This is a genomic window from Bradyrhizobium sp. CCGUVB1N3, from assembly GCF_024199925.1.
GTDB lineage: Bacteria > Pseudomonadota > Alphaproteobacteria > Rhizobiales > Xanthobacteraceae > Bradyrhizobium.
Genome location: NZ_JANADR010000002.1, coordinates 162,748 through 184,586 on the forward strand (window position 1 = coordinate 162,748; position 21,839 = coordinate 184,586).

Genomic DNA, 21,839 nt, shown 5'->3' on the forward strand with positions numbered 1-21,839 from the left:
GGCGGCTCGGGCCGTACCGCTGCAGATTTTGCCGCCTACACGAAAAGTCGTCTCCTGCTCCATGGCTTGCGAGTTTCTACACGGAGGACGTCTTAGAATGCCCCGTACAACTCGATGATTGGCGGGCGTCCTCGAGGAGCCCGTTGGCTAACGCCTTCACGCGACGATACGCTGCATGAAAGCCACGGCTCCGTGCCGTATTCCGAGAGATTATCGATCGTTGGACGACCTCAGTTCGCGCCTTGTGACGGACCGCAATGGGCCAGACGAGAGTGTCTCGTACGATTTCGACCGATTCCGATCACTTTCGGGTGCGGCCTCCACTTCGACAGGATCTCCTTCGAGCCAAAATCCGGGTCCTTGAAACCAGACTTTTGCCACGTCGCCAGGTCTGGGATCATCAACGTGCAGCGCGCGGATCGGCACCTTGCCGCGCGGCAGGCCTTCGAGCGCATGCAAGGATAAACAGCCACGCCGCCGATCGAAGAGGCCTCGAACCGATTTCGACGCCGGACCACACGGAGAAGAAAGCCCCTCCGGGACTCGCTGGTCAGCGGCATCAGAAGCCGGCCACCTTCGACGAGGCGATCGAGCCAGAGACGGGAGGGGTGTGTAGAGCCAGCGAACACGACTACGATATCAAGCTCGCCGACATCTACCGTCCGGCCGTCGCCTGCGACGACATCGACCTGCGGCCAGTTCGCAAGATTTGCCTGGGCCTGCGCCGCCAAAGCTGGGTCGGTTTCCACCGCCGTCACACGACCAAAGGGGCCGACAATCTCAGCTAGCACTGCCGAATAGTATCCGGTCCCGGCACCGACCTGGAGCACCCGTTCGCCGCGCGCGATATGGAGATGGTCCAAATTGCGCGCCCAGAAACTGGGCATCCCGTTGTTGAGATTACGGTTCGGATCAATCGTCACGAGAACGTCATGATAGAGCCAGCGGGGGTCGGTATCGGGGGTCAGGAATGCGCTATTGTCGTACGGGTCCGAGATGATGCGCCACGGTCCGGGGCCGACGAATAGCTCACGTGGAACAGACGCGAATGCGTTGATCAGCTGAGGGTTTTGCAGGAGCGGGGTCTTATATAGCAGGTCTTCGGCATACCAGCGGCGCGCTGCCGCCAACGTGTCGTCCATTGGGCTCTCCTGTTGCTATACAGACGATACGCGTGCGGTCCGCCTGTGTGAATGCTGATTGAAAAATGCCCCCCATCGGCGTCGTCGGGACCCCTTCAGGCCATTGATTTCATTGAATTGAAATGATGGGACCCCCACGCCGATCATGGTTGAGACCCCACGCCGAAACACACGTTGTCGACAAAAACGCTGTTGCCGATCTCACGAGCTTTCCTTTGCAACGGCAATGCAATCAGGTTGCCAAAGCCCCCAAGGGGCATCGTGTCCTGATTGGGAAAGAAGCGATCATAGGAGGTGAAGCCGATTTCGGGCCGTTTTTCCATCGTCTCCGTGATCAAGGCCGCCCCCATCTGCCTGGCGATCCTTGCTGGAACAGGCTCGGAGAAGAATACCCAGACATGGCCGCCATTTCCCGATCTCGACCGCTCCAGGGCCGCGGCAATTCCTTTCACATGACAGGTGCCGAGCAATGCTCTGGCGTCATCCGCCCAGCTTTCCTTGTCGAAGTCGGCGGCAAGGAACCAGCATGTCTCATCCTGCAGCAATGGATAAACCCCGGCGACAAAGTCACCGGTGCGAGCATCGCCGCCGCGCAGATGCTTTTCGATAATGTCCTCGGAAGGCGGAATAAACGCCTGATGCGGACATTCCCCGCATTTTACCTTCGGCTTGCCGCAGATCCCCTTTGCCCACTCATTCGAGCACGCCGGCGAATAACCGGAGCGTCCCGTCTTTTTGTTATCCCAGCGCACCGGAAAAACATCGGGACGCCCGCCGAACAAGCGTCGGAACAACTCGACTTTCTCGATTGATTGCGAGTTATTGGTAACGGGGGTGTCGAAAAAAGCAGGTGTTTCAGCCTCGCTGCCGGATGTCAGCTTTTGCTCAAGCGCTTCCAACTTGCGCTCAAGCTCCATCCGCTCGGCATCCAGATCAGCCAACCGCTGTCGGATGCGCGCAATCTCTTCCCAAGCATCATTCTTATCCACCGGCTTGCAGTCCGCGCCTACGTTCATCCCGCGAGCCAACATAGACCAAAGGCGATCTCAGCTTAAGGCGGACAATGCATCACTACGGCCCGAGACGTCTGGGATTATGCGGAGCGGAGCACGCCGAGATCGGCGAAAACCAGCCCATCACAGGGCGGCACTTCGCATAATCCCGCTCTCCGCATAATAGAGAGCGTTTTTAGATTGGCGGCGCGTGGTTCGGTACCCAACACGAGCACTCGCAGGGGCGCCGGTAATCTAAAAACGTGTTGGACGTTTCACGATCTCCTCCCGTCATGAAATTCGCTCCACTCCAAACGCTTTGGAAACGCAGACGTTCGGCGGGTTCCATTCTCGGAACGCGCGCGTTTTCGGCCATATTCACCCTAAGTTGCAGATGATCACGATTGAGGGTATTGTCTGCTGGTTTTTTGGAACCACAGATTTTCATTAATTCGGATTATGAAATGATTGCTCAAAAGACCGACAAAGTCGTCGTGGGCGCCCGTTTCCAGCTGAGCAAGCTTGGTGCTCTTCGGTGCCCCGATCTCGCTATGAAGACCGGTACGGTCGTCGAAGTCAGTCTTCGTACCACCGGCATCACCGTACGGTTTGATGGCGGGGCAAGACCAACTTGCCTCCACAGGGACTACATAGCCCTCCTAAGGTAGCGGAGGCGCGGGACCGAAGCCCCGCCGAAGGCGCGAACCTGCCACTCTCCCAGGAGACCTCGCTTCGTGGAAAGATCAGGTATCCGAGCCACCTGACCTCGATACGAATTCAAGTACTGCAGTTGCTCCGGACCTCTTCGACCCTCTCAAAAAACTGAAGGTGTATTATGACGCAACATCCAAATAGTCGCGTAAATCTGCTTTCGGCAGCGCCTTCCACTGACACCCGTCCACAACACGTAGAAGATCGCGTTAAAGAACCTCGCGGACATCGACATTCCGCGGCCGGCCGCCCCGCTTGGCCGGCGAAATCCTCGGTGCGATGATCGCCCATTCCGCCTCGGTAAAATCACTCGGATAACGAAGCCCGTGCCGTTCAGCCGCGCACCGGTGTTCAGGCTTCCACATTAGACGCTCCATCCCGAATCAAGCGCCATCACAGAATCACAACCGATTCACCTGACTCAACTTCTTCTTGGAGCGATGGCCGACTGGGCCACTTCGTGATGCCGCGACGATCATGTGCAGTGACTCCGGTTTATCATTCCCCCTCATTTTTGGCAGGTGGACTTTTCTGTTTCAATCGCCTTCGTTGTACATTCACAGGACTAGGGACCGCAGACGGAGCGGGGAATGCTATCCGCCCAAGAGCAGACGCAATGTGCTCACTCGATGCTTACCGTTCATGACCCGAGGCGGTCGCGTGGTTGCGCGGCCTGAGCGCGGTAAGGGGTACCAGTTATTAATACTGCGTGAACGGTGAAGGCTCACTTAGAAATGGCGCAACGAAAACGCATCATGAACCTACGCAATGCTCTGTGTGCCATATGCCTTGTTGGCCTGATCGGCAGCGGCTCGGCGCAGGCCGGAACCAACGATATCCTGATCGGACTTGACAGCAAGATCACCTATGGTCCTGAAGGCCAAACGAAGGGCGCTCCGGGTAACGACGCCGTGCTGGTCATTGATGTTTCCGCCCCCGCCAAACCCAAGATTCGCGCCAGCGTGCCGGTGGCGAACTCCCTGCTGGGGCCGCCCACCAATTTGCAGATTACACCGGACGGCAAGTTGGGCCTAGTCGCCAATTCCGTGGTTCACATTCAGGAGGGCAACGCTTGGAAAACGGTCCCCGACGACAAACTGTACGTGATTGACCTCACTGCGGCCCCGCCGAAGGTGATCGATGCGGTTACCGTCGGACGGCAGCCGTCGGGCCTGTCGATTTCGAAGAAGGGCGATCTCGCGTTGATTGCCAACCGAGAGGGCAAAAGTGTCTCTGTTGTCTCGATCCAGGGTACGACGGTCAAAGCCGTCCGCGAAGTGCCGCTGGAGCAGCAGGCCGCGGCCGTAGTCATCGCGCCTGACGGCAAGCGCGCCTTCGTCTGCCTCAATCTTGCGAACAAAATCGGCGTGTTGGCAATCGATGGACAAGACGTGGCCTACGACAATTCGATGGACATTCCTTCGGCATTCAATCCTTACAACATCGACATCACGCCAGACGGAAAATACGTCATTGCCTCAAACACCGGCGCACTGAAGAACAACGCTGATGCGGCGGTGATTATCGAAGCAACCGGCCCACATCCCCACGTGGTCGACTTGATGAGCCCTGGTGTCGGACCGGAAGGTTTCGCGATAGCGCCCGATGGGAAGACTGCAGCTACCCCGCTGCTGCTTGGCAGTTCGACTAAGAGGGGCGAACTCGTTTTGATGTCGATCGGCACTGGCGGTAGCCTGACGGTAACAGCGCGTGCGCCGCTTGGCCGCCTGCCGGAGGGCGTCGCTTACAGCCCAAACAGCGACTACCTCTATGTAGCCAACTATCTCGACAGGGACCTGCAGGTATTTGACCTCGCTGGCGGCAAGCTGACCGAGACGGGGTCCAGGTTGAAGCTGCCGGGACAACCGGCGTCCATGCGAGCACCAGCTCGGTAGAGCCGTGCACAACCCGTTCTGCCGGCGTGCTTTTATGTGCGCGGCCTTGGTCTACCTGCGAGTTCGGCGCTCCGCGCCGTTATCGGGGCTCGCTGCTAGTCTTTCAAGCCGTGACACCGAACCAGAAAATGGTACTGCGATATCTCAGCAGCATTTCGGAGAAGTACGAGAGGCAAGACTCAAACTGGATCGAAAAGGGCTACGTATCAAAGGAAGATGCGTTTGTCATCGCGCTGAACCCTCGACGTATTCCCTTCGACAGTTCCGACACAAACCCACCCCGTATGCTTCAGGCTGCGTATACGGTGGGCCCCCAATATCTTACCCTCGACAAGACGACTGCCCAGATCGTTGGTTCCGGATATCATTTTCACGGAACCATCAGGAAAGCCCCCAAAGCGGAAGATGCAGGTGACGCGGCTAAGAGCGGCACTGAAATCTCGACCGGGGTTTTTCAAGACGGGGAACACAACGGGCTCAGCGCGCTACTTTGCTCGCGCGCCGAGATCGCGAACCATCGTGGCGAGCTGGACGGGGACTATCAGCTCGCACCCAATTTGCATGCCAACGTTCCCTTGCCAGCGACGTTCCGGCTTCGAGGTATCTACTATGCGGTGGAGCAAAGCGGCGACGGGTACAAAGTCACACCAGAGAAACACGAGCTGCCAGCTTAAAGAGCCAGCGCTATTCATGGCCGGAGGTGCCCGCCCCGATTGCCTCGTCCTGCATCTCAGCGCTTACTCAGTGAACGATAGAATTTCTTGGTACCGCCGCCGGGTGGATCTTCGTACATGAAGCATTCGGCGTACTCGTCGATCGCTTGCATCACGCCGAGCAGCGACCCGCTAGAAAAGGCGCTGGTCGATCCGGTAGCGAAGTGAGCGACGAAATTCCCGGTTATGCTCGCCATGTGGGTCTGCAGACCGGCCTCTTGGGCGGCGTCAAGCACGAGGATGCCGGCCGCCTTATGCAGCTTTACAGCGGCTTCGATTGCGGCTGACGCGTTGCCAACCTGCTTATTGTTATCGTCGAGTGCGAAGTCGATCGGCACGGGTATCTTTACCTTCTGGATGACGTCCAATAGCCGATGTTCGAGATACTGCCGAAGGCGCGGTGCGGCATCGTCTACTTGGCCTGCCTGTAGAAAGCGGAGCGTAGCGTCACGAACCCGGTTGACCGCGTCGGACTGCGGCAGCACAGCCGTGCGGGCCGTTCCCTCCAACCGTTGATGTTTCCAGCTTTGGCCGTTGTTCCGGTTGAAGAGCTTCTCTAGCAGAGTGTCGTGGCTCAGCAGGATGACTTGCGGGCCGTTGGCTTGCATCGGCCGCGCAAACTGTGTGCGAATGAGCTCCATCAGGTGGAATTGGTGGCCGGCGTCAAAGCTCGAAGTGACGTCGTCAAGCACGATGAAACGCGGTTCGCCGCCATAAAGCGTCGCGGCCGCTAGGTAGACCGACACTGCAAAGGCGTTGCGGAAGCTCTCTGAAAGAAGTGCCTGCGCTGAGACGTTCCTCAAAGTGAAAAACTGCGAAAGCCCGATGGAAAGAGCCTCCGCGCCATCGGCCTTGGCCAGGGACGGTTTGACGGGCTCGTACATGATGGACCCGAAGAACTTCTGGCATAGCGGCTCGACCGCCGCGAGACGCCGCTTTGACAAGTCGGCCTCAGCAGCCGCGAAAGTGTCGCTTGCTTTGTCCAGAAAACCCTTGATGCGATTGATCGCAGCAAGCTTGCTGGTAACCTTGGCGAGGCCGGCCTGTGCGTCAAGAACGTCCTTCCAGGCCTTTTGGAGGCGGCGCGCCGCTTCGACCGCGCTCGTGACGGCGACCAGAGAGGCTGGCAACTCCTTTTCGAGGGCCTCTCGCTTCGTCTTCGTATCTTGCAACGCAGCCGCAGCACGTTCCAGCAAAGTTGAGCGCCACGCCCAGAGGTCGCGCACCTCACTTTCAGTCAACGCTAGCTCCGCTCTCTTGCCGAGCGCCGCGAACATTAGTTGGTCGCCACCTTCAGCATGCGCCTCTTCAAGTTTGCGGAGCTCGCCCCATCCTCCGCCTTTCCATTCGGTCTCAAGCTTTGCTGTACAATCCTCGAGTTCCTGGAACGCCGCCAAACGGGCTTCCAGCCCTGGAAGCAGAGATCCTGCGCTCTCCTGCTCGCACGCCGGGCACTGATTCTTGTTAGGCCACGAATCATCGCACAGAACCGCTCGGCTCGCGGCGTATAGGGCCTTGAGGAGCTTTCCGGCGGTCCGCGACATCGCCTGATCCCGTTCGGTCGCAAGGGAGAGCAGCTTCTTAAAGTTGTCGTCGGATGGGCCTACCGAAATCCGGCTGGCGATCATCGTCTCCTGCCGCTGCAGGCCCGCAAGGCGTGCCGGAGCGTCTCCACCTTCGGCTTTTTTGATGGCCTCGACGCAGTCGTCGATGACAATCTCGCCGAACAGTTTGCCGGTGCAGTGGGGGTTCAGAATCGCAATTTGGTGAAGGGCGTTGTGAGCTTTGAGTACCGCAGCCGCATGATCCTTCTGGTCAAGCAACGACGTCTGGGTCAGCGCCTGGAAGGCGCTGACGGCCTCCGCTTGCTGCTTGATGATCGTCGCCTTCAGTGAGGTATCTTGCTGGTTGAGGGCTTTGACATCGAAATGGTTGTTGAACGCCCTCGTGTTCGAAAGTGCCTGGAGTTCCTGACGAAGCGCCGAGTACGCGGCAAGTCCTAGCAGGCCGGCAAAGGCGCGGCCGCGCTCGAGGGCCTTGTCATCAATGAACGATTGTAGCGTCTTGTGATCTAGGAGCACGAAATCGCGGTTGAGGGAGGCGAGCAACTTTTCGCCGTCAACGCCTTTGGGCGCAGAAACCTTTCGCGCGCCAGCCACGTCGCGCGTGATCGAAATGGTGACGGGCTTGCCGGCGCCATCTGGGTGTACGGTCAGCTTGATCGTCCCCGTGCTCTTCGAGTGGAAGCGGTTCAGGTAGTAGCCGTCGCCCCCCTCAGAGGCCGGCAACTCGTCGAGTTTGGGGATACGCTTGCGCAGCGCGTACGTTAGGGCGTCGAAGATCGAGCTTTTGCCGACGCCGTTCGGAGCGGAAACCGAGTTCACGGCGTCGTGGGTGAAATTCAGGACGAGCGGATCACCCTCGTTGTTGATGCCGCGGAAGCCTTCGACTTCAAGACACTCGAGAAACCAGCCGCTCACGACGCCCCCTTCGGGGTCTGCACCAGGGCCGCGAGAAGCTGATCCAGGATCCCGTCGGCGTCGGCGCCGGCGATCAAATCCTCGAGCCGGGCGGCAAGGACAGGTCCTAAGATACCATCGAGCCCGGATACCTCCTTCGCATATGTCGCAAGATTGTCTGGCAACGGTGCGGTGTCGTCGAACTTGAAAGCCATTGATTGCTCCCCCTGCTTCTATCGTCGCTAACCTCAACGCAACTTTCAATAGAACGAAAGGGTTATTGCCCTTCGCCTCGCTGCAGACGGGGTGACCAACGCGACTCGGAGACGGGCGAGCGGAAGCCCATCGAGCATCGAAGCTGTACCAAGATGTGAGCGCTACCGTTAGAGACAGCGCTTGAGGCCACTGGGACTGAAAAGCCTCTGTTAACAACTTTATTAGTCATTCAACTGACTCCATTTGCGACCAAACCTTATCAGTCAGCGAACTGACTCCGTTTGTGTAATTCTCTTATCAGCACCCAACCCGGATGGGCACGTCATTACGATCAGGCCGCGAGCGTCACGCCGGTTCACGGGTCGCCGCGAAGTACCAACTATAACTTCAGCAGATCGTCTTCGGAGAGTTCTTCAAACGGATTTGGAATCGCGCGTCTGGCAACGAAAAGACCGATCACGCGGGCTTGTGGAGCGCGCTCCAAAATCATTTCCTTGATTGCCTTGAAATGGGAGCCGGTCGTGAGAACATCGTCGAAAATCCCGACGATACCCCGCAAGTTTTGCAGCCGATTTTCGACGATCCTATAGTTTTGTTTGAGTTCGGCCGGCGACTTCCTGTGGCCACCCTTGAACGTGTCAGTGGAGGCGATCTGCTCGACTAGCTCCCGAACATCTGGTGGGGTCGCAGCGCGGATTCCTCTGCATACCTGAACCATCCGATCATCGTAAGCCGGGTCGGTCTTCGCCTTCGATGGTGGAATGGGGACAATCGTGGCCTGGTCCAGCCATTCCGCACTCAGAACCGCAGACAAGTCACGAGCACATCTTGCGATCGCTGGCGCCTTGTAATGGTAGCCGCCATCGCCGCGCTTCTTCTGAAGATTGTGGATCAGTTGGTTGGTATCGCCGCCTCGCCAGCCCTTACCTGCTGTGTACTCATAGAGATAATGACAGTCGTCACTCTCGTCGAGGTACCAGTGGTCCCGCCGGTTTGTTTCGTCAATTTGCTGAAGCAGGCGTGCCATCACCTAATACGCCCAAGATATCGGCGAGGTCGCGGACACGAATCGCGCCTCGCTTCTCGAAGCTCGCCGGCCAGGTGATGCCATCCCGCTTGAAGCAAGAATCGAGGATGAACAGCTTGCGGCCCTGCTGAAGTGCGGCACGAGCCTGCGTGAGCGTCCCGCTCGTGTCGCTGGCCTCCACGATAACCGTCCCCTCCGTGAGCGCGCTCATCGTGACATTCCGCTCGGGAAAGAACAGCTTGTTCTGCGGCACATACTGACTAGCGTATCGCAGCACTGGCACCTGCGAAATGAGCAGATGCTGCTCCGCGATCTTGCGTTGGAGAACCTGGTTTTCCTTCGGGTAATAGATTCCGATCGGCGTGCCGATCACCGCAATGGTGTGGCCCTTCGCCTCGATCGCGGCTGTATGAGCTGCGGTGTCGATACCGGTCGCTAATCCCGACACGACGGTGAAGCCGCGTTCGACCAATGCACGTGAGAGCTTACCCGCACGCAGTTTCCCCTCTTCGCTCGCATTGCGGCTGCCTACGATGGCGACACACCGGGTCTCGACGAGTTCCCAAGCGCCTTGGAAGTACAGCATCTCTACGGGATGCCTCGCGTCTCGGAGCTTCGAAGGATAATTCCCAGTAAGATTCAGCCGGGTGCCAAACCTGCAGATGCCAGCCTTCTTAAGTGCTGCCAGAACCTCCGCAGCGCAAGCGTCAGCTACAGCACCCGGAACGAAATCGGATGGGACGGCAGTCGGATCGGAAGCGAACTTCTCTGCGATCGTTTTGAAGGTCGCGCCCTTCTCGAGCCACAGCGCCTCGTACGCTCCGAGCTCCCTGCGCGGCGAGATCGACCGTACGGCGGGTCCGTCATTCATTCGTGCAAGCAGGTTCATCATCCAACCCTAGCCACCCCCTGCGGCGGCGTCGAATCCACAGTGACGAAGTCCACTAGTTTGAGGAGCCAACATTTGTGGGCAAAAAGTTCAAAAGCCAGTTTAGTGGATGAGAAGAACAAATCAAGAACAAATAGATAACTCATTAAGTATCATATGGTTACGTGGTGAACGAGAGGTGAATTCGGTGTCGGGCCCACGGCTTACTGCGCCATCATCGCAGCGTCAGTGAAGCATACCAGCTTCGGACACGCGTGATGGGGATGTCCCGATCGCTGTTGAACTAGGTCGGGCCGACGTTGCCGGAATGAATGTTACGCGGCCCTCGTGACGTGGGCAACGGGGTTGATCGTCATGCGATTGTGGCGAGCTTGAAGAGCCGCACGCAGAACCGACAATTGCTTATGCGCCTTCAATCGTCGGAAGCCCTTGTTGGCCTCGATCATGCCGGCCGCGACCCATCGCAAGGCCATACCGGCATCCCGCCAGCGTTTGACGTTGCGCGTGACACGGCGAATGGTGCCCATCATGTTCTCGGCGATGTTGGTACAGGCGAGCGATCGACGAAGCTCCTTCGGCAACTTCAACCGGACGACAGTCAGGATTTCATCGAGGCCTTCGAGGATGCTCGCCGCTACGCCGGGCCATTGCTGGTCGAGTCGACGCGCGAGATTGCGGATCAGTTTTTCAGCCTTGTCGGCGTCATCGAGCTCCCAGGCCTGGCGCAGCACCCGACGGGTGGCCGCATGATGCTCTTTCGGCAGGCGTTCCATGATGTTGTGTCGCCTTGTGGATCTGGCAGCGCTGGATCGCTGCGGCCGAACCGAAGGTGCGGCGGATCGCCTTCGACAACGCCTTCGCACCGTCGGCGATGAACAGTCTTGGCGCCGTCGGGTCGAGCCCCGCGCGAGACCAGGTTGTCCAGCAGGGTCTGAACCGTTGCGGCATTCTCGGTCGCCCCTTCCACCAGCGCCAGCGGATGCTTGTTGCCTTCGCCGTCAACCCCGATCGCGGCGACCAGCACGAGATCCTCGCCGAGATGCAGCCCGTCGATTTGGACCACCAGAAGGTCGAGCGCGGACAGATCGGCAGCCATGAAGTCGGCCAGCCGCGCCGCCGACAGCGCTACGAACCTCCGCGAGGCCGCCGACTTCGAAACCCCCGATCCGGGCGGTGCCGGCACGTCTCCCTCGGGCAGCCGGCGCGGCCGAACCGGCGCGTCGACACATTGATCAGCATCAGGTTCATCGCCCAGCGACCGAGCCAGTCCTCCTGCGCTGCCGTTTCCCAGCTCGGGATCGTGACCTCGCGGCCGTCCACGCCCCGGACCCGCGGGCGCTCGACCTCGATCTTGCCGCCGTGGAAGCCGATCCGTCCGCGCGTTCGGCCCCAACGGTGCGCCCGCCGCGCCGCATCGCGACCGTGGCGCGGCCCGCAGGCCGCCGTGACATCCGCCTCCATCATCGTGCCGAGCGCCTCGATCCCGCCGCAAGGCAGAACCGATCAAAGCTCGCCCGCACTTCTGTAAACGCTTCGTCGACAGCCCCAGTCGGCGGCCAACCAGCCGGTGTGATATCTCTCGTCATGGCGTTGCTCTCCTTTGAGGAATCAGCACCCCGAGCCTACCGGCTCAAGGTGGGCAACGCCGACCTCTTCAGAAAATCAACAGAACCCGGGACATCCCCGCGACCATCTATTGGTCACCCCCAATCTGACGTCACGGTAGTTTCTGCCTGACCTGGCTAGAAATCACTCCGCTGCTTCAGCGCCATGGCTTTTGAACTCCGCAAACTTCGCTGCCATCGTCGGATTGGAGCGAGTCAACTTCTTGATCGTCACGTCCTGCGCCTTGTCGTTCGCGAGGCGCAGGTTGCGGTCCGCGCCGATCAGCGCATCTTTGGTCTTCTGCAGATGATCAATGGACTTGTCGATCTCGGTGATTGCGGTCTGGAAATTCCTGGAAGCCAGATCGTAGTTCTTCGAGAACGCCGTCTTAAAGGTCTCTAGCTGGCTTTCAAACTGGGTGATGTCGATGTTCTGCGCCTTCACCAGCGCCAGCTCAGTCTTGTACTTCAGCGAGTTGATCGCGGCATTCCGCAAGAGCGTAATCATCGGCAGGAAGAACTGCGGCCGGATAACATACATTTTCGGATAGCGGTGGAAGACGTCGACAATGCCGGCGTTGTAGAGTTCGTTGTCCGGCTCAAGCAAGGAGACCAGGATGGCATACTCACAGCCCTTCTCGGTCCGGTCCCGGTCAAGCTCCTTGAGGAAGTCCTCGTTCTTGCTCTTCGTGGCGGTTTTGTCGCTTTCGTTCTTCATCTCGAACATGATCGAGATGATCTCGGTGCCGGCGTCGTCCGAGTCGCGGAAGATATAGTCGCCCTTGCTGCCGGTCCGCGTGTCATTGTCCTTCTCGAAGTACGCCCGCGGAAAGGCCATCGAGCGCACCCGGTTGAACTCGGTCTCACAGTGCTGTTCGAGGGTCTCGCCAACCATCTTGGTCGAGAGGCGGGCCTTCATGTCCTTCAGGCGCTCGATCGCGTCGTCGCGATCCATGCGGTTGCCGACATTCGGCAAGCCTCGGGTCGTCTCATGCGCCGAGCTGTTTGCGCAGCATGTCGCTCTACCGCGGGGCTGCCTCGAGGAAGCAATCGATCTCATCAAAAGCCATGGCGCCGCGGCCGATCTGGAAGATATGCGCGAAATCGGTACGGCACTTCCCGCGAACGTATCCTTCCAGGGCGAATTGCGACGGCCGCAGTTGGCGGCTTTCGATGTTCTCGTCGCCCACGACAACGGGGTGCTCGCCGCCACGACGGCCTTTGGCAAGACGGTTGTCGCAGCAGCCCTCATCGCGCACCGCGCCCGCAATGCGCTGATTCTCGTTCATCGCCGAGAACTGCTCACTCAATGGGTGGAGCGACTCGGTTCCTTTTTGAACATTGACCCGAAACAGATCGGTATTATCGGGGGCGGAAAAAGGAAGCCGACTGGCGTCATCGATGTGGCGCTGATCCAAAGCCTGGTGCGCAATGGAGAGGTTGCCGATATCGTCGCCGATTACGGCCATCTCATTGTCGACGAATGCCATCACCTGTCCGCAACAAGCTTCGAGCTTGTCGCTCGGCGATCAAAGGCGCGATACGTCGTTGGTTTATCTGCGACTGTCGCCCGAAAGGACGGACATCATCCCATTATCTTCATGCAATGCGGCCCCGTTCGCCATCGGGTGGATGCGAGGGTCCAAGCGACCGAGCGTGGCATTCGTCATCGTGCCCGCGACCGTTCGACGAAATTTGAATTGCCATCGTCCCTGGCCTCCGTCGAGCGCCCATCAATGCCCGCGATCTATGCGGCCCTGGCGCAGGACAGTAGCCGAAATGACCTGATCTTTGATGATGTGCTGAAATCGCTGGAAGCCAAGCGTTCTCCCATCGTCCTGACGGAGCGAAAGGACCATCTCGATTATCTTCAGCAGAGGTTCTCGTCGTTCGTGAAGAATCTTGTGGTTCTGCGCGGCGGCATGTCCGCGAGGGATCGCAAGCTAGCCAATACGACATTGAATGTTGCTGACGATGACGAGCGCCTGATACTCGCGACAGGCCGCTACATCGGTGAAGGCTTCGATGACGCCCGGCTTGATACGTTGTTCCTAACGATGCCGATCGCCTGGAAGGGAACCCTGACGCAGTATGTCGGTCGTCTGCATCGACAGCATGATGGAAAGAGAGACGTGTTGGTCGTCGACTACGTCGATAAAGCTGTTCCCGTTCTGGCCCGGATGGCCACGAAGCGACGCGCGGGCTATCGCGCGCTGGGCTACATGATCGAGTAGTGGACCTGACCACTTGAAGCCGCCTTAACCCTGCTGGTTTATAGCGGCTGGCAACATAGGGCGGCAGATTCGCCACCACGGCTTGAACTCGCGCATCGTCGCGGTGCGGTCGCGCCATACCCATACGCTGGGCGAGCAGAGCCAGATTGTGACCATCCTTGCTTTTTCGGAAGGATTCAGGATCGACACCATCCCATACCAATGCGGCCTTCATCGATAACTCCGCCACCATACAAATCGGCTGGATAACCGAATCGTGGCTGAACGCGGACGGCAAGGTGTTTGCTGCGTCTTCGAGATTCGACCCCGCCATCCGCCAGAGCGTCACCGCATCAGCATTGCCTTGCTCAACTTGGTTGAGACCCATCGTGAAGTCGTGAATGTCAGCGCCCGCAAAGGCGACATCCGCGGCGATCATCCGATCCTGGCGGCACCAATTCCACCATTCCTCGGCATTCTCGAAACCCGTCATCTGCCAAGGCTGGGGGGCATTCTGGCCGAAGACGATGGGGAAAACGGCCTTTCGTGCCTGATCGACAGACGCGACCAATCCGATCCCGGCACCGGGCCAACTCGTTTCAACTTCCGGCACCATGGCAGCGTAAGCATCCATGATAAGCTTGACTTCAAGATTACCACCCGCGCCGATGACGAAGTTCGAGCCGAGCAATTCTATTGCGGCCCGGAACGGTCGCTGATGGGTGTGAACGCCTTCCTCCGCATATTTCCGGTCCAAGCGATGCAGATCATCCAGTGTCCATCCACTCATTCGCGCCTCCTACCGCCCATTGGCCAAGCGCCTGAGGAAGGTTCGCGCGGTTACGAGTACGACATGAAGACGAAAGGTGCTGTGGTCTTCATCCGAAAGACCGGGATGCGATCCCTCAGTGTGCAGCATCTTGAATAGGCCATTGATGTAGCTTTTCCCATCCGCAGTCCATCCGTTGCGGCTCGCCGACAGGAAGCCGATTTCCTCCAGCAACGCCCGACGGTTCTAGGCGTTGGGCCGTTTCGCCGCGTCTTCCGGGCGGACATTTCTGGCAATGTCGCTGAATAGGCTTTCGAGGAACGTGCGAAGCTGTCCGTTGCAGGCCGCCCAATCGCCGCGGGTGTGCGCTTCGATCGCCTGATCGAGATGACCGAGCGGTGTTGCGAAACCGAAGGATTCAGGAGCCGATGCACCTCATCATCGGTTTCGGGGAGCTGGATTTCCCCCGGCAGCGCGGCCCGAATAGAGGCACTGCGGCCATCGTCATCCCACACCAATACAAAGGCGTCGTGGGCCAGGCCGCGGGCAAACGCCGTCTGCAACGGGTGAGTGGCATCCTGTTGTGCCAGCAACGCGGCTTGGCGCACCACGGCTTCGCCGAGTGTCATGCGGCCGTCGAGCGTGTCGATGACGGTTTCAGAGCGCTGAACAACGATGCGTCCAAGCAAGTCGCATTTCTTCGCGACGCTGATGCTGGTATTCGAAGAAATCTCATTCTCAAGCCCGAGACGAAGCACCACCTGATTGAAGCGCGCCTGACTGTGTTGTTCGAACAGTTCGACGGCGGCAATCAGGGTGGGTCGGGTAAAGGGAACGGATCGCATGGGCCGGCCTACTCGAAGCGCAGGCCGAACAGCCCCCCGGTGTCCGTCGCATCTGTCAGCTTCATTTCTATAATGCGAGAACGGATGTCGAAGCCGGCCTTGAAGCCCTCGCGCGGCAGCGCGTCGGAGTTCATCGTGACGATATACTGGAAGCCGGCTGCCTCGGCCCGCTCGGCCCCGAGCTGCAACGCCTTGGCGACCTGCCGCTCGTCCACGCCATCGAACAGGTGGCTGTCATGTATCAGGAAGCCGGGACCACGGCCGTTCTTCAGGCTGATTTCGGTCAACATGAGATCAAAGCAGAAGATCTGCATGTTGGTAATGCCCTTGCTTCGCTGCCCGTCGATATGGACCTCGAACTGGGGGCCGCTTCCGGTTTCGGAAATCGTCAGGCTGCCCGCCTTCTCGTAAAGGGATTCCGACAGCGACTCGAAGGCGAGGATCGCCTCGCGGATGAGGTCGGCCCTCTCGTGGATGTCGTCACGCAGCGCCTTGGTTAGGTTGGCCCGCTCGATGTCGAGTTCGGCCTTGGTGCTCTCGATCCGCTCGGCGGTGTCGAGCCGCTGGCGAAGTCCCTCGACCTCCGCCTCGGCTCGGCCGACTTCCTCGCGCAGCGAAGTGTAGTGTTCCAGTGCGCCGCCGGAGCGAAGCACGCCCATGATCTGCCGTCGGCGACGGTCGCGCTCGGCGGTACGCTGATCGCGATCGGCAACGCGAGCCTCGGCCGAGGCGATCTCAGCGGTCAGATGCGCGCGCCGGTTCTCGATGATGATCCGGTGGAAGCGTTCCACCTCGTCGAAACGCCGCCGCACCATGTCGGGCAGAACGACCCCGGCCTCGGCATAGAGCTTCGTGACATCCCCCAGATCGGGCGCATCCTCGTCGGACAGCGAGGCGCGAAGCTGTTGCAGAAGATCGCCATCGATCACGTTCTCGACGTTCATGCCGTCGATCTCGCGTGTGATCTCGTTCGCCTCGCGCTCCAGAGCTTTGTATTCTGGCACGACCTCGAACGTCTCAAGCTGTTGACGCAGCCGCGCTGCGCGAGCCTCGGCGATGGTCAATCTCGTCCTGAGATCGGCCGCCTTACCAAAGAACCGGCCAAGGTCGCCGCTCCGGGCAGCCTTGCGCAGTTCCTGCGCAACCTTCTCCTGTGCGCGCAGTTCCTGAAAATGGCCGGGGATGCTCCAGTCGAGCCCGAGCAGATAGCAGATCGAGACCTGCTGATCCCATGCCTGCTGCATCCCTGAATGCTGCATCGGCTGCTGAAAGCCGCCGCTGTTCTGACGGCGGACGAAATAGGAGAAGAGCGAACGGAACGACGGCTGAAAGCGCTCGGCTTCGTCGCCAGCCGAAATGGGCAAGCCGAACCAGAGCTGGCCGAGATTGGCCTTCCAGTTCTCGTTGGACAGTTCAAAAAGCCCGGCTCGGCTATCGAACTGGGGCGGGATCGGCCAGTTCTCAACCGGACCATTGACCACGATCCGGCTCGGCTTGGCGCCACTGCGCGCGGCCGAGATGGCGTCACCAGCAATGTCGACGGCGACATCGAAAGTCCAGGCCGTCAGCGCATCGGATCGGAAGATGCTGTCCTTGCGCGCGTCGGCGCCAAATAGGAAATGAACCAGTTCGATGAAGCTGGTCTTGCCGGCGCCATTTCTCGATTGGCGATCGTTCGCGCCCTCGCTCTTGTCGGCCAGAAGGATGTTCAGGCCGGGCTTGAAGGTCAGCGTCTTGAACGATTCGAGGTCGCTACCGAAACGGCGGATCATGGCTGAACCCTCCGCATCAGGCCGCGATCGAAATCGACCGCGCCGATCGTAAAGAGCAGGTCGAGCGACAGGATGAACCACTGGTAGTCGATCGGGGCGTTGGGCGCATGGAGCGAGCGGCGTCCGCGCATCTCGTCCCACAGTCGCGACATGGTCATCGGCCGTTTGAGGATATCGAGAACCTCGGCGCCGACGCCGATGAGCGCGCGATCGGGGCGGACATGCTTCGTCGGGAGGATCATGACGCCTCCACGGAAATGACGATCGGATCTTCGAAAATGTCGCAACTATCGAAGAAATAGGCGAGGACCGCCAGCGCCGCGCCTTGCCGCTTCGGTTCACCGTTGAAGCCGGCATAATCCTGAAGGTGCTTGAAGATCGTATCCGCCGAAAGATCGAGAGCCTTCAGCTCGGCATAGCGCAGCCGAAACGCCTCAGCGATGCGCTCACCGAGATCGGGACGCGGACTTTTGCGGAAGAAGGTGTCGACGAGCGCAGACTTCCGACGGCCGATACGCAGGAACAGGCCCGATTCCTCGGAAAGAGCGTTCTTTTCCAGCTTTTCCGGCGACGGTGGCGTCAAGGGTGGATCGGTCGGATTGGGTTCTTGCCGTTGGAGCGCCTCGATGATCGGGACGAGATCGGACATGACGAGACGATCCACGATCGCGATCGAAGCCGCAGGGCCGAAGAGAGCCTGAAGCGCAGCCAGGTCGAGCATCATGGCAAGATCGAGCAGTTCCGGCTCGGACCATGTTGCGATTTGAAGCGGTGCATGGGCCTGACGAAGCCCGCCGAGATGCTGAACCGCGTTCGGCGGCAGCCTGCGCCCGTCGTTATGTACGAACACCCACTCCAGCATATTGCCACCCCAATGCGCACGCGCGCCGTGGAAGTCCGCATCGACCTTGTCGATGAGGTCGGCTTCTTTCATGGCGTCGGGTGCATAGCACTGGAACACGGAGCCGGAGCTGATCCGGCGGCCATCGCATTTCAGGTCGCCGTAAGGACCGTAGGGGCGAACCTCCTCGAAATCGGGACCGAAAGCGTGTCCGGCCAGAAGGACGAACCAATCCTGAAATGCCGCACCTTTCTTGGTGTGAAATGCCAAACGAAAGCGATCGACGTAGATGGACTGTTGCAGCTCATCCATGGCGCCGCCTTGGCGACGGATCGCCGCTCTTCTTCCGTGCCGAAACGGCACCGACCGACGCAAGATCGCCCAGATGATGAATCCGCAACGCCGGCCGCTTGGGCAGTTTGACGGTCAGCTCCAGCTCGCCGCCGACGGCTTCAACATAGTTGCGAAGCGTCGAGAGGTGCATGTCGGTCTGCTTTTCGATCTTCGAGACCGAGGGCTGGGTGATATTGAGCGCGGATGCGACGTCCGCCTGCGCCTTGCCTGCGATCTGCCGCAGTTCGCGCAAACCTTCGACTTCCTGTTTCAATTCGTCACGGCGCGCTCCGATTGCGACCTGCTTGTCATGAGGAAGGGCGGTGATGATGTCGTCGTGGCTCCGGCCCATCCTGCTGTCCTTCCTTGATGAGATTTGGTGAAAGCAGGCCATGGCCCTCCGGGCATGACCTACCGTGATGCGACTCCACCACTGACATATTCATGCATATAGCCTTGAAGCTATGTTGGGGTCAACGGCAGAAGTGACTATCCATCCCTTGGTGGAACTTGACGAACTCGAAGTCCGCTTACGCGGTTCGGTACGGGCCGGGCTTGACCACGCCACAGCGTCGGCCAGCTTTCCGACGGTCCTCGTTGAGCGTGATATTAAGGAAGGCAATCGGGGGCATTGCTCGGCCGAGGCGATTCCTTCCAACTTACGAGAATCCGCGTGCCGGCGAGGCGAGGAGCCGAAAGCCGCTGTGATTTCAGTAGCTTCCAGTCCGATTGCAGCCCCGAATTTAGAGGGCTATAGCGTAAACGTAGTTATCATCATCGCCCGGTGCGGCGCGCCATTTTGCCACCATTCAGAACAAAACAACGAACTCAGGGCCAGGATTGTTGGACTTGGAGCCTCCTGGACCCTGTGCACAGCTTGGGAATACGATCGATCGGGGCACCCCGAGTGGTCGACATCGCGGCTAAACATGGCCAAGAGTCGTCGGCATGGCCAATCAGAACCCGCGCAAAATTCAGTCTGCAGCACCGGCCGATGCGCTCGTCCCCCAGGCCGCGGAGGCGTTTCGTCTTGGCAGATTCAAGGAGGCCATCGAGCTCTACAAGCAGCTCTTCAAGCAGGAGGCCAAGCCCGACTGGCGGGACGCCCTTGCTGCCGCCTATGTGGGTCGCGCAAAGATGCTGTCCGCCAAGGGGCTGTTCAAGGAGGCCGAGGTCGTGCTCGGCCACGCGGTGGCGCTCGACGGCGCCGTCAAGGAGCCGCTGCTCCTGCTCAGCTGCTTGGTCCGCCAGGGCCAGATCGAGAAGGCGCTCGCTCAGGCCCTTAAATACATCGGAACCGACGTCCCGGAGCCGGACCAGAGACGCCTGTTGTCCGAGCTGACTGCGGCGCTGTTTTTGGCTCGGCCGGTTCCGCTTAAGTTGGGCGACGACGACCCGCCGGCTCGCGCCGAATGGATCGCGGCCGCCAATGCGGCGCGTGCGGTGCTGGCCGCGCTGACTGAGCAGAAGCCCGCTTGCGAGATCGAACCGCTGCTCGCCAACATCCCGGCGCGCTCGCCGTTCGGGCCGGTGCGGCTGATCATCAAGGCCCTGCTCACTGACGATCCGGCGAAGGCCCGCCGGCTGCTCGACGGCGTTCCGCCCGCCTCGCCATTCGGGCCGCTGCGGCTTGCGGTCGAGGCGGCGCTGCCCGGTGAGCCGGCGGAGGTTATCGGTCGGCTAGGCCAGGCGAGCGGGGCGCAGCGGGCCTTTGCGTTCGCCAGGCTCGGTGGCTGGTCCACGCCATCGCTGCTGGAGCGGCTGCTGGACGCCGAACGCCGCGGGCCAGGTACGCTGTTCAACTGCCTGTCGAAGCAGGCGGCGATCCTGCCGGCCGCCGACATCCGGAGGGCCTGCTTCAATTTGCTGCCGCAGCTCCCCGACCGCATCATCCCCTTTGAGAAAACCTTCGGAAAACTGTTGGATGCCGAGAAGGCGCGCATCTTCGCGCTCGCGGCCGAGACGAAGCAGGACTGGACCCGCGCCGAGTCCAGCTGGCGTGCCGCAGCACAGCATTTCGTGGGGGACAGCTCGCGCGACGGCAAGCTGTCAGCAGGCATTATCTATCGTCATCTGGCGACCTTGGCGCTCAAGGAGCCGATGATCGCGGGCGAAGATCCGTTCACCGACCCTGTCGTCTCCTACCTGAAGAAGAGCCTCGACTACGATCCGGACCATCTGCCGGCGGTGCTGCAGCTCACCAAGCTTCATCGCGAAAATGGCGACGACAACGACTGGCATGCCCTCGCTGAGGATGCCGTGCAACGGTTCCCGGCCGAGAGCGCCGTGCTGATGCAGGCGATCGAGTCGGCGGCCGCCCGCAAGGCGTACAAGAAGGCGGCTGGGTTCGCGAAGAAGCTTTTGGCGGTCGATCCCATCAACCGGCTGGCGCGCCAGCGCATGATCGAGATGCAGATCTCGTATGCCCGCAAACAGATGCGCGCGAAGCGTCCCGACCTCGCCTGGAAGGAGTTGGCCGCAGCCGGCGAATGGGACCGCGCCGATACGCCGAACGCCGACCTGCGGACCAACCGGGGACTCGTCGGCTTGCGCGGCGGGCTGGACCTGGAGGCGGAGGCGCGACTTCGCGAGGGGGTAGATTTGGCCGGTGGCGGCGCGGTCGGTTGGTTCCGCGCCGCCTTGCAGGATGCACTGCTGACGCCGCCGCGGTCAGGACCGCTGTCGCTGATCCGTGATGAACTCGCGCGCATCATGCGCGGAAATCCCTCCAAGCCGGAGATCATCGCGATCGCCACCCTGTTCTCGGCGGAAGACGTCCGGGCCGATCAGAAGGCCACGTCCGAGTTGGCCTGGAAGTTCTGCACGTGGCTGCGAAACGCCACGCACATTGTACTGTCGATCGCGGAATTCTATTCGGTGGCGGACGCGATCGTGCGCGGGAACTACTTCGACATACTCCACGCGTTCGCTGCTGCCGGCAAGCGGCGCGAGCCGAACGAGCGGCTGTGGCGCTTCTACGAGATCGTCGCCCGGACCAAGAATAACCCGGACTGGATGTCCGTCGGCGAGGAGGCCGATCTCGATGAGATGTGCCGCTCGCCCGCGATCGAGCAGAATCGGCACGGCTACAGCCGCATCGACCGCTACCTCAACAGCACAGGTGACGATCGCGAGTCTCGGCGACGGGCGCGGCGGCGCGAGGCGAACGCCACCGGCGGCTTCGATGTCCTCGAAGACATTGTGACGAGTTTCATGGAGACAATTTCGCAGCGCGACGTTCAGAAGCTCGTCAGGTCGCATGGACGGGCCGGCGGCGTCGCGGCCCTCGCCGACCGGCTCGGCAAGCTGCCGTTCGGCGCCGCGTTGCCGCGCCCGCTCCTGGAAATGGTCGCAACGACGATGGTCGTCGCGGCCCTCGGCGAGGCGCCGCCGTTCTGAGCGCCCTGAGGACGACACG

At 60.2% G+C, this 21,839-nt stretch carries 15 protein-coding genes and 4 pseudogenes; 5 read left to right on the forward strand and 14 right to left on the reverse strand.

The features are described 5' to 3' along the window. Nucleotides 1-230: 230 nt before the first annotated feature. From NLM33_RS47485 to NLM33_RS47495, 3 genes and pseudogenes are all read right to left on the reverse strand, one after another. Nucleotides 231-1,142: a protein-L-isoaspartate O-methyltransferase gene (locus NLM33_RS47485; protein ID WP_254106428.1), complete on the reverse strand. Its 912-nt coding sequence runs from the start codon at nucleotides 1,140-1,142 to the stop codon at nucleotides 231-233. A gap of 143 nt (nucleotides 1,143-1,285) precedes the next feature. Then, a complete protein-coding gene (locus NLM33_RS47490) occupies nucleotides 1,286-2,158 on the reverse strand; it encodes a hypothetical protein (protein ID WP_371930188.1) in 873 nt (290 codons plus the stop codon). Nucleotides 2,159-3,003: 845 nt separating this feature from the next. Beyond that, nucleotides 3,004-3,210: pseudogene (locus NLM33_RS47495) on the reverse strand (transposase); the annotation flags it as partial. A 390-nt stretch (nucleotides 3,211-3,600) separates the two neighbouring features. Here NLM33_RS47495 and NLM33_RS47500 point away from each other — a divergent pair. Next, nucleotides 3,601-4,740 (forward strand): YncE family protein, encoded by a 1,140-nt coding sequence (locus NLM33_RS47500; protein WP_254106429.1) that lies wholly within the window; start codon nucleotides 3,601-3,603, stop codon nucleotides 4,738-4,740. Nucleotides 4,741-4,868: 128 nt separating this feature from the next. Next, entirely contained in the window at nucleotides 4,869-5,414 is a 546-nt protein-coding gene (locus NLM33_RS47505; protein ID WP_254106430.1) for a hypothetical protein, read from the forward strand. A gap of 56 nt (nucleotides 5,415-5,470) precedes the next feature. Here NLM33_RS47505 and NLM33_RS47510 read toward each other — a convergent pair whose 3' ends face one another. The 6 genes and pseudogenes from NLM33_RS47510 to NLM33_RS47535 form a co-directional block, all read right to left on the reverse strand. Continuing rightward, nucleotides 5,471-7,933, reverse strand: coding sequence for an AAA family ATPase (locus tag NLM33_RS47510; protein WP_254106431.1), 2,463 nt, complete (start codon nucleotides 7,931-7,933; stop codon nucleotides 5,471-5,473). Then, the gene (locus tag NLM33_RS47515; protein ID WP_254106432.1) at nucleotides 7,930-8,127 is read right to left on the reverse strand and encodes a hypothetical protein; all 198 of its coding nucleotides are present in this window, start codon (nucleotides 8,125-8,127) and stop codon (nucleotides 7,930-7,932) included. The genes NLM33_RS47510 and NLM33_RS47515 overlap by 4 nt, the downstream gene beginning before the upstream one ends. 380 nt (nucleotides 8,128-8,507) lie before the next feature. Continuing rightward, a complete protein-coding gene (locus NLM33_RS47520; protein ID WP_254106433.1) occupies nucleotides 8,508-9,155 on the reverse strand; it encodes a hypothetical protein in 648 nt (215 codons plus the stop codon). Continuing rightward, a complete protein-coding gene (locus tag NLM33_RS47525; RefSeq protein WP_254106434.1) occupies nucleotides 9,130-10,044 on the reverse strand; it encodes a DNA-processing protein DprA in 915 nt (304 codons plus the stop codon). The genes NLM33_RS47520 and NLM33_RS47525 overlap by 26 nt, the downstream gene beginning before the upstream one ends. A gap of 314 nt (nucleotides 10,045-10,358) precedes the next feature. Next, nucleotides 10,359-11,630 (reverse strand): annotated as a pseudogene (locus NLM33_RS47530) (IS256 family transposase). A 163-nt stretch (nucleotides 11,631-11,793) separates the two neighbouring features. Further along, nucleotides 11,794-12,600: pseudogene (locus NLM33_RS47535) on the reverse strand (DUF2130 domain-containing protein); the annotation flags it as partial. On the opposite strand from NLM33_RS47535, the pseudogene NLM33_RS47540 reads away from it, so the two are divergent. Next, nucleotides 12,593-13,882, forward strand: a pseudogene (locus tag NLM33_RS47540) (DEAD/DEAH box helicase family protein); the annotation flags it as partial. The pseudogenes NLM33_RS47535 and NLM33_RS47540 overlap by 8 nt on opposite strands. Nucleotides 13,883-14,138: 256 nt before the next feature. Beyond that, nucleotides 14,139-14,789 carry a hypothetical protein gene (locus tag NLM33_RS47545; RefSeq protein ID WP_254106435.1) on the forward strand — a complete coding sequence of 217 codons (651 nt, stop codon included), beginning with the start codon at nucleotides 14,139-14,141 and terminating at the stop codon, nucleotides 14,787-14,789. On the opposite strand, the gene NLM33_RS47550 is transcribed toward NLM33_RS47545, so the two are convergent. From NLM33_RS47550 to NLM33_RS47570, 5 genes are read right to left on the reverse strand one after another with little or no spacing between them, the layout of a single operon-like run. After that, a complete protein-coding gene (locus NLM33_RS47550; protein WP_254106436.1) occupies nucleotides 14,702-15,475 on the reverse strand; it encodes a hypothetical protein in 774 nt (257 codons plus the stop codon). The genes NLM33_RS47545 and NLM33_RS47550 overlap by 88 nt on opposite strands. Before the next feature lie 8 nt (nucleotides 15,476-15,483). Further along, nucleotides 15,484-17,247: an ABC-three component system protein gene (locus NLM33_RS47555; RefSeq protein WP_254106437.1), complete on the reverse strand. Its 1,764-nt coding sequence runs from the start codon at nucleotides 17,245-17,247 to the stop codon at nucleotides 15,484-15,486. Next, nucleotides 17,244-17,489 (reverse strand): ABC-three component system middle component 6, encoded by a 246-nt coding sequence (locus NLM33_RS47560; RefSeq protein WP_254106438.1) that lies wholly within the window; start codon nucleotides 17,487-17,489, stop codon nucleotides 17,244-17,246. The genes NLM33_RS47555 and NLM33_RS47560 overlap by 4 nt, the downstream gene beginning before the upstream one ends. Beyond that, nucleotides 17,486-18,400, reverse strand: coding sequence for an ABC-three component system protein (locus NLM33_RS47565; RefSeq protein WP_254106439.1), 915 nt, complete (start codon nucleotides 18,398-18,400; stop codon nucleotides 17,486-17,488). Before NLM33_RS47565 ends, NLM33_RS47560 begins: the two co-directional genes overlap by 4 nt. After that, nucleotides 18,393-18,773, reverse strand: a complete 381-nt coding sequence (locus NLM33_RS47570; RefSeq protein ID WP_254106440.1) for an XRE family transcriptional regulator — start codon at nucleotides 18,771-18,773, stop codon at nucleotides 18,393-18,395. The genes NLM33_RS47565 and NLM33_RS47570 overlap by 8 nt, the downstream gene beginning before the upstream one ends. 839 nt (nucleotides 18,774-19,612) lie before the next feature. Here NLM33_RS47570 and NLM33_RS47575 point away from each other — a divergent pair. After that, nucleotides 19,613-21,820: a hypothetical protein gene (locus NLM33_RS47575; RefSeq protein WP_254106441.1), complete on the forward strand. Its 2,208-nt coding sequence runs from the start codon at nucleotides 19,613-19,615 to the stop codon at nucleotides 21,818-21,820. Nucleotides 21,821-21,839: the final 19 nt, after the last annotated feature.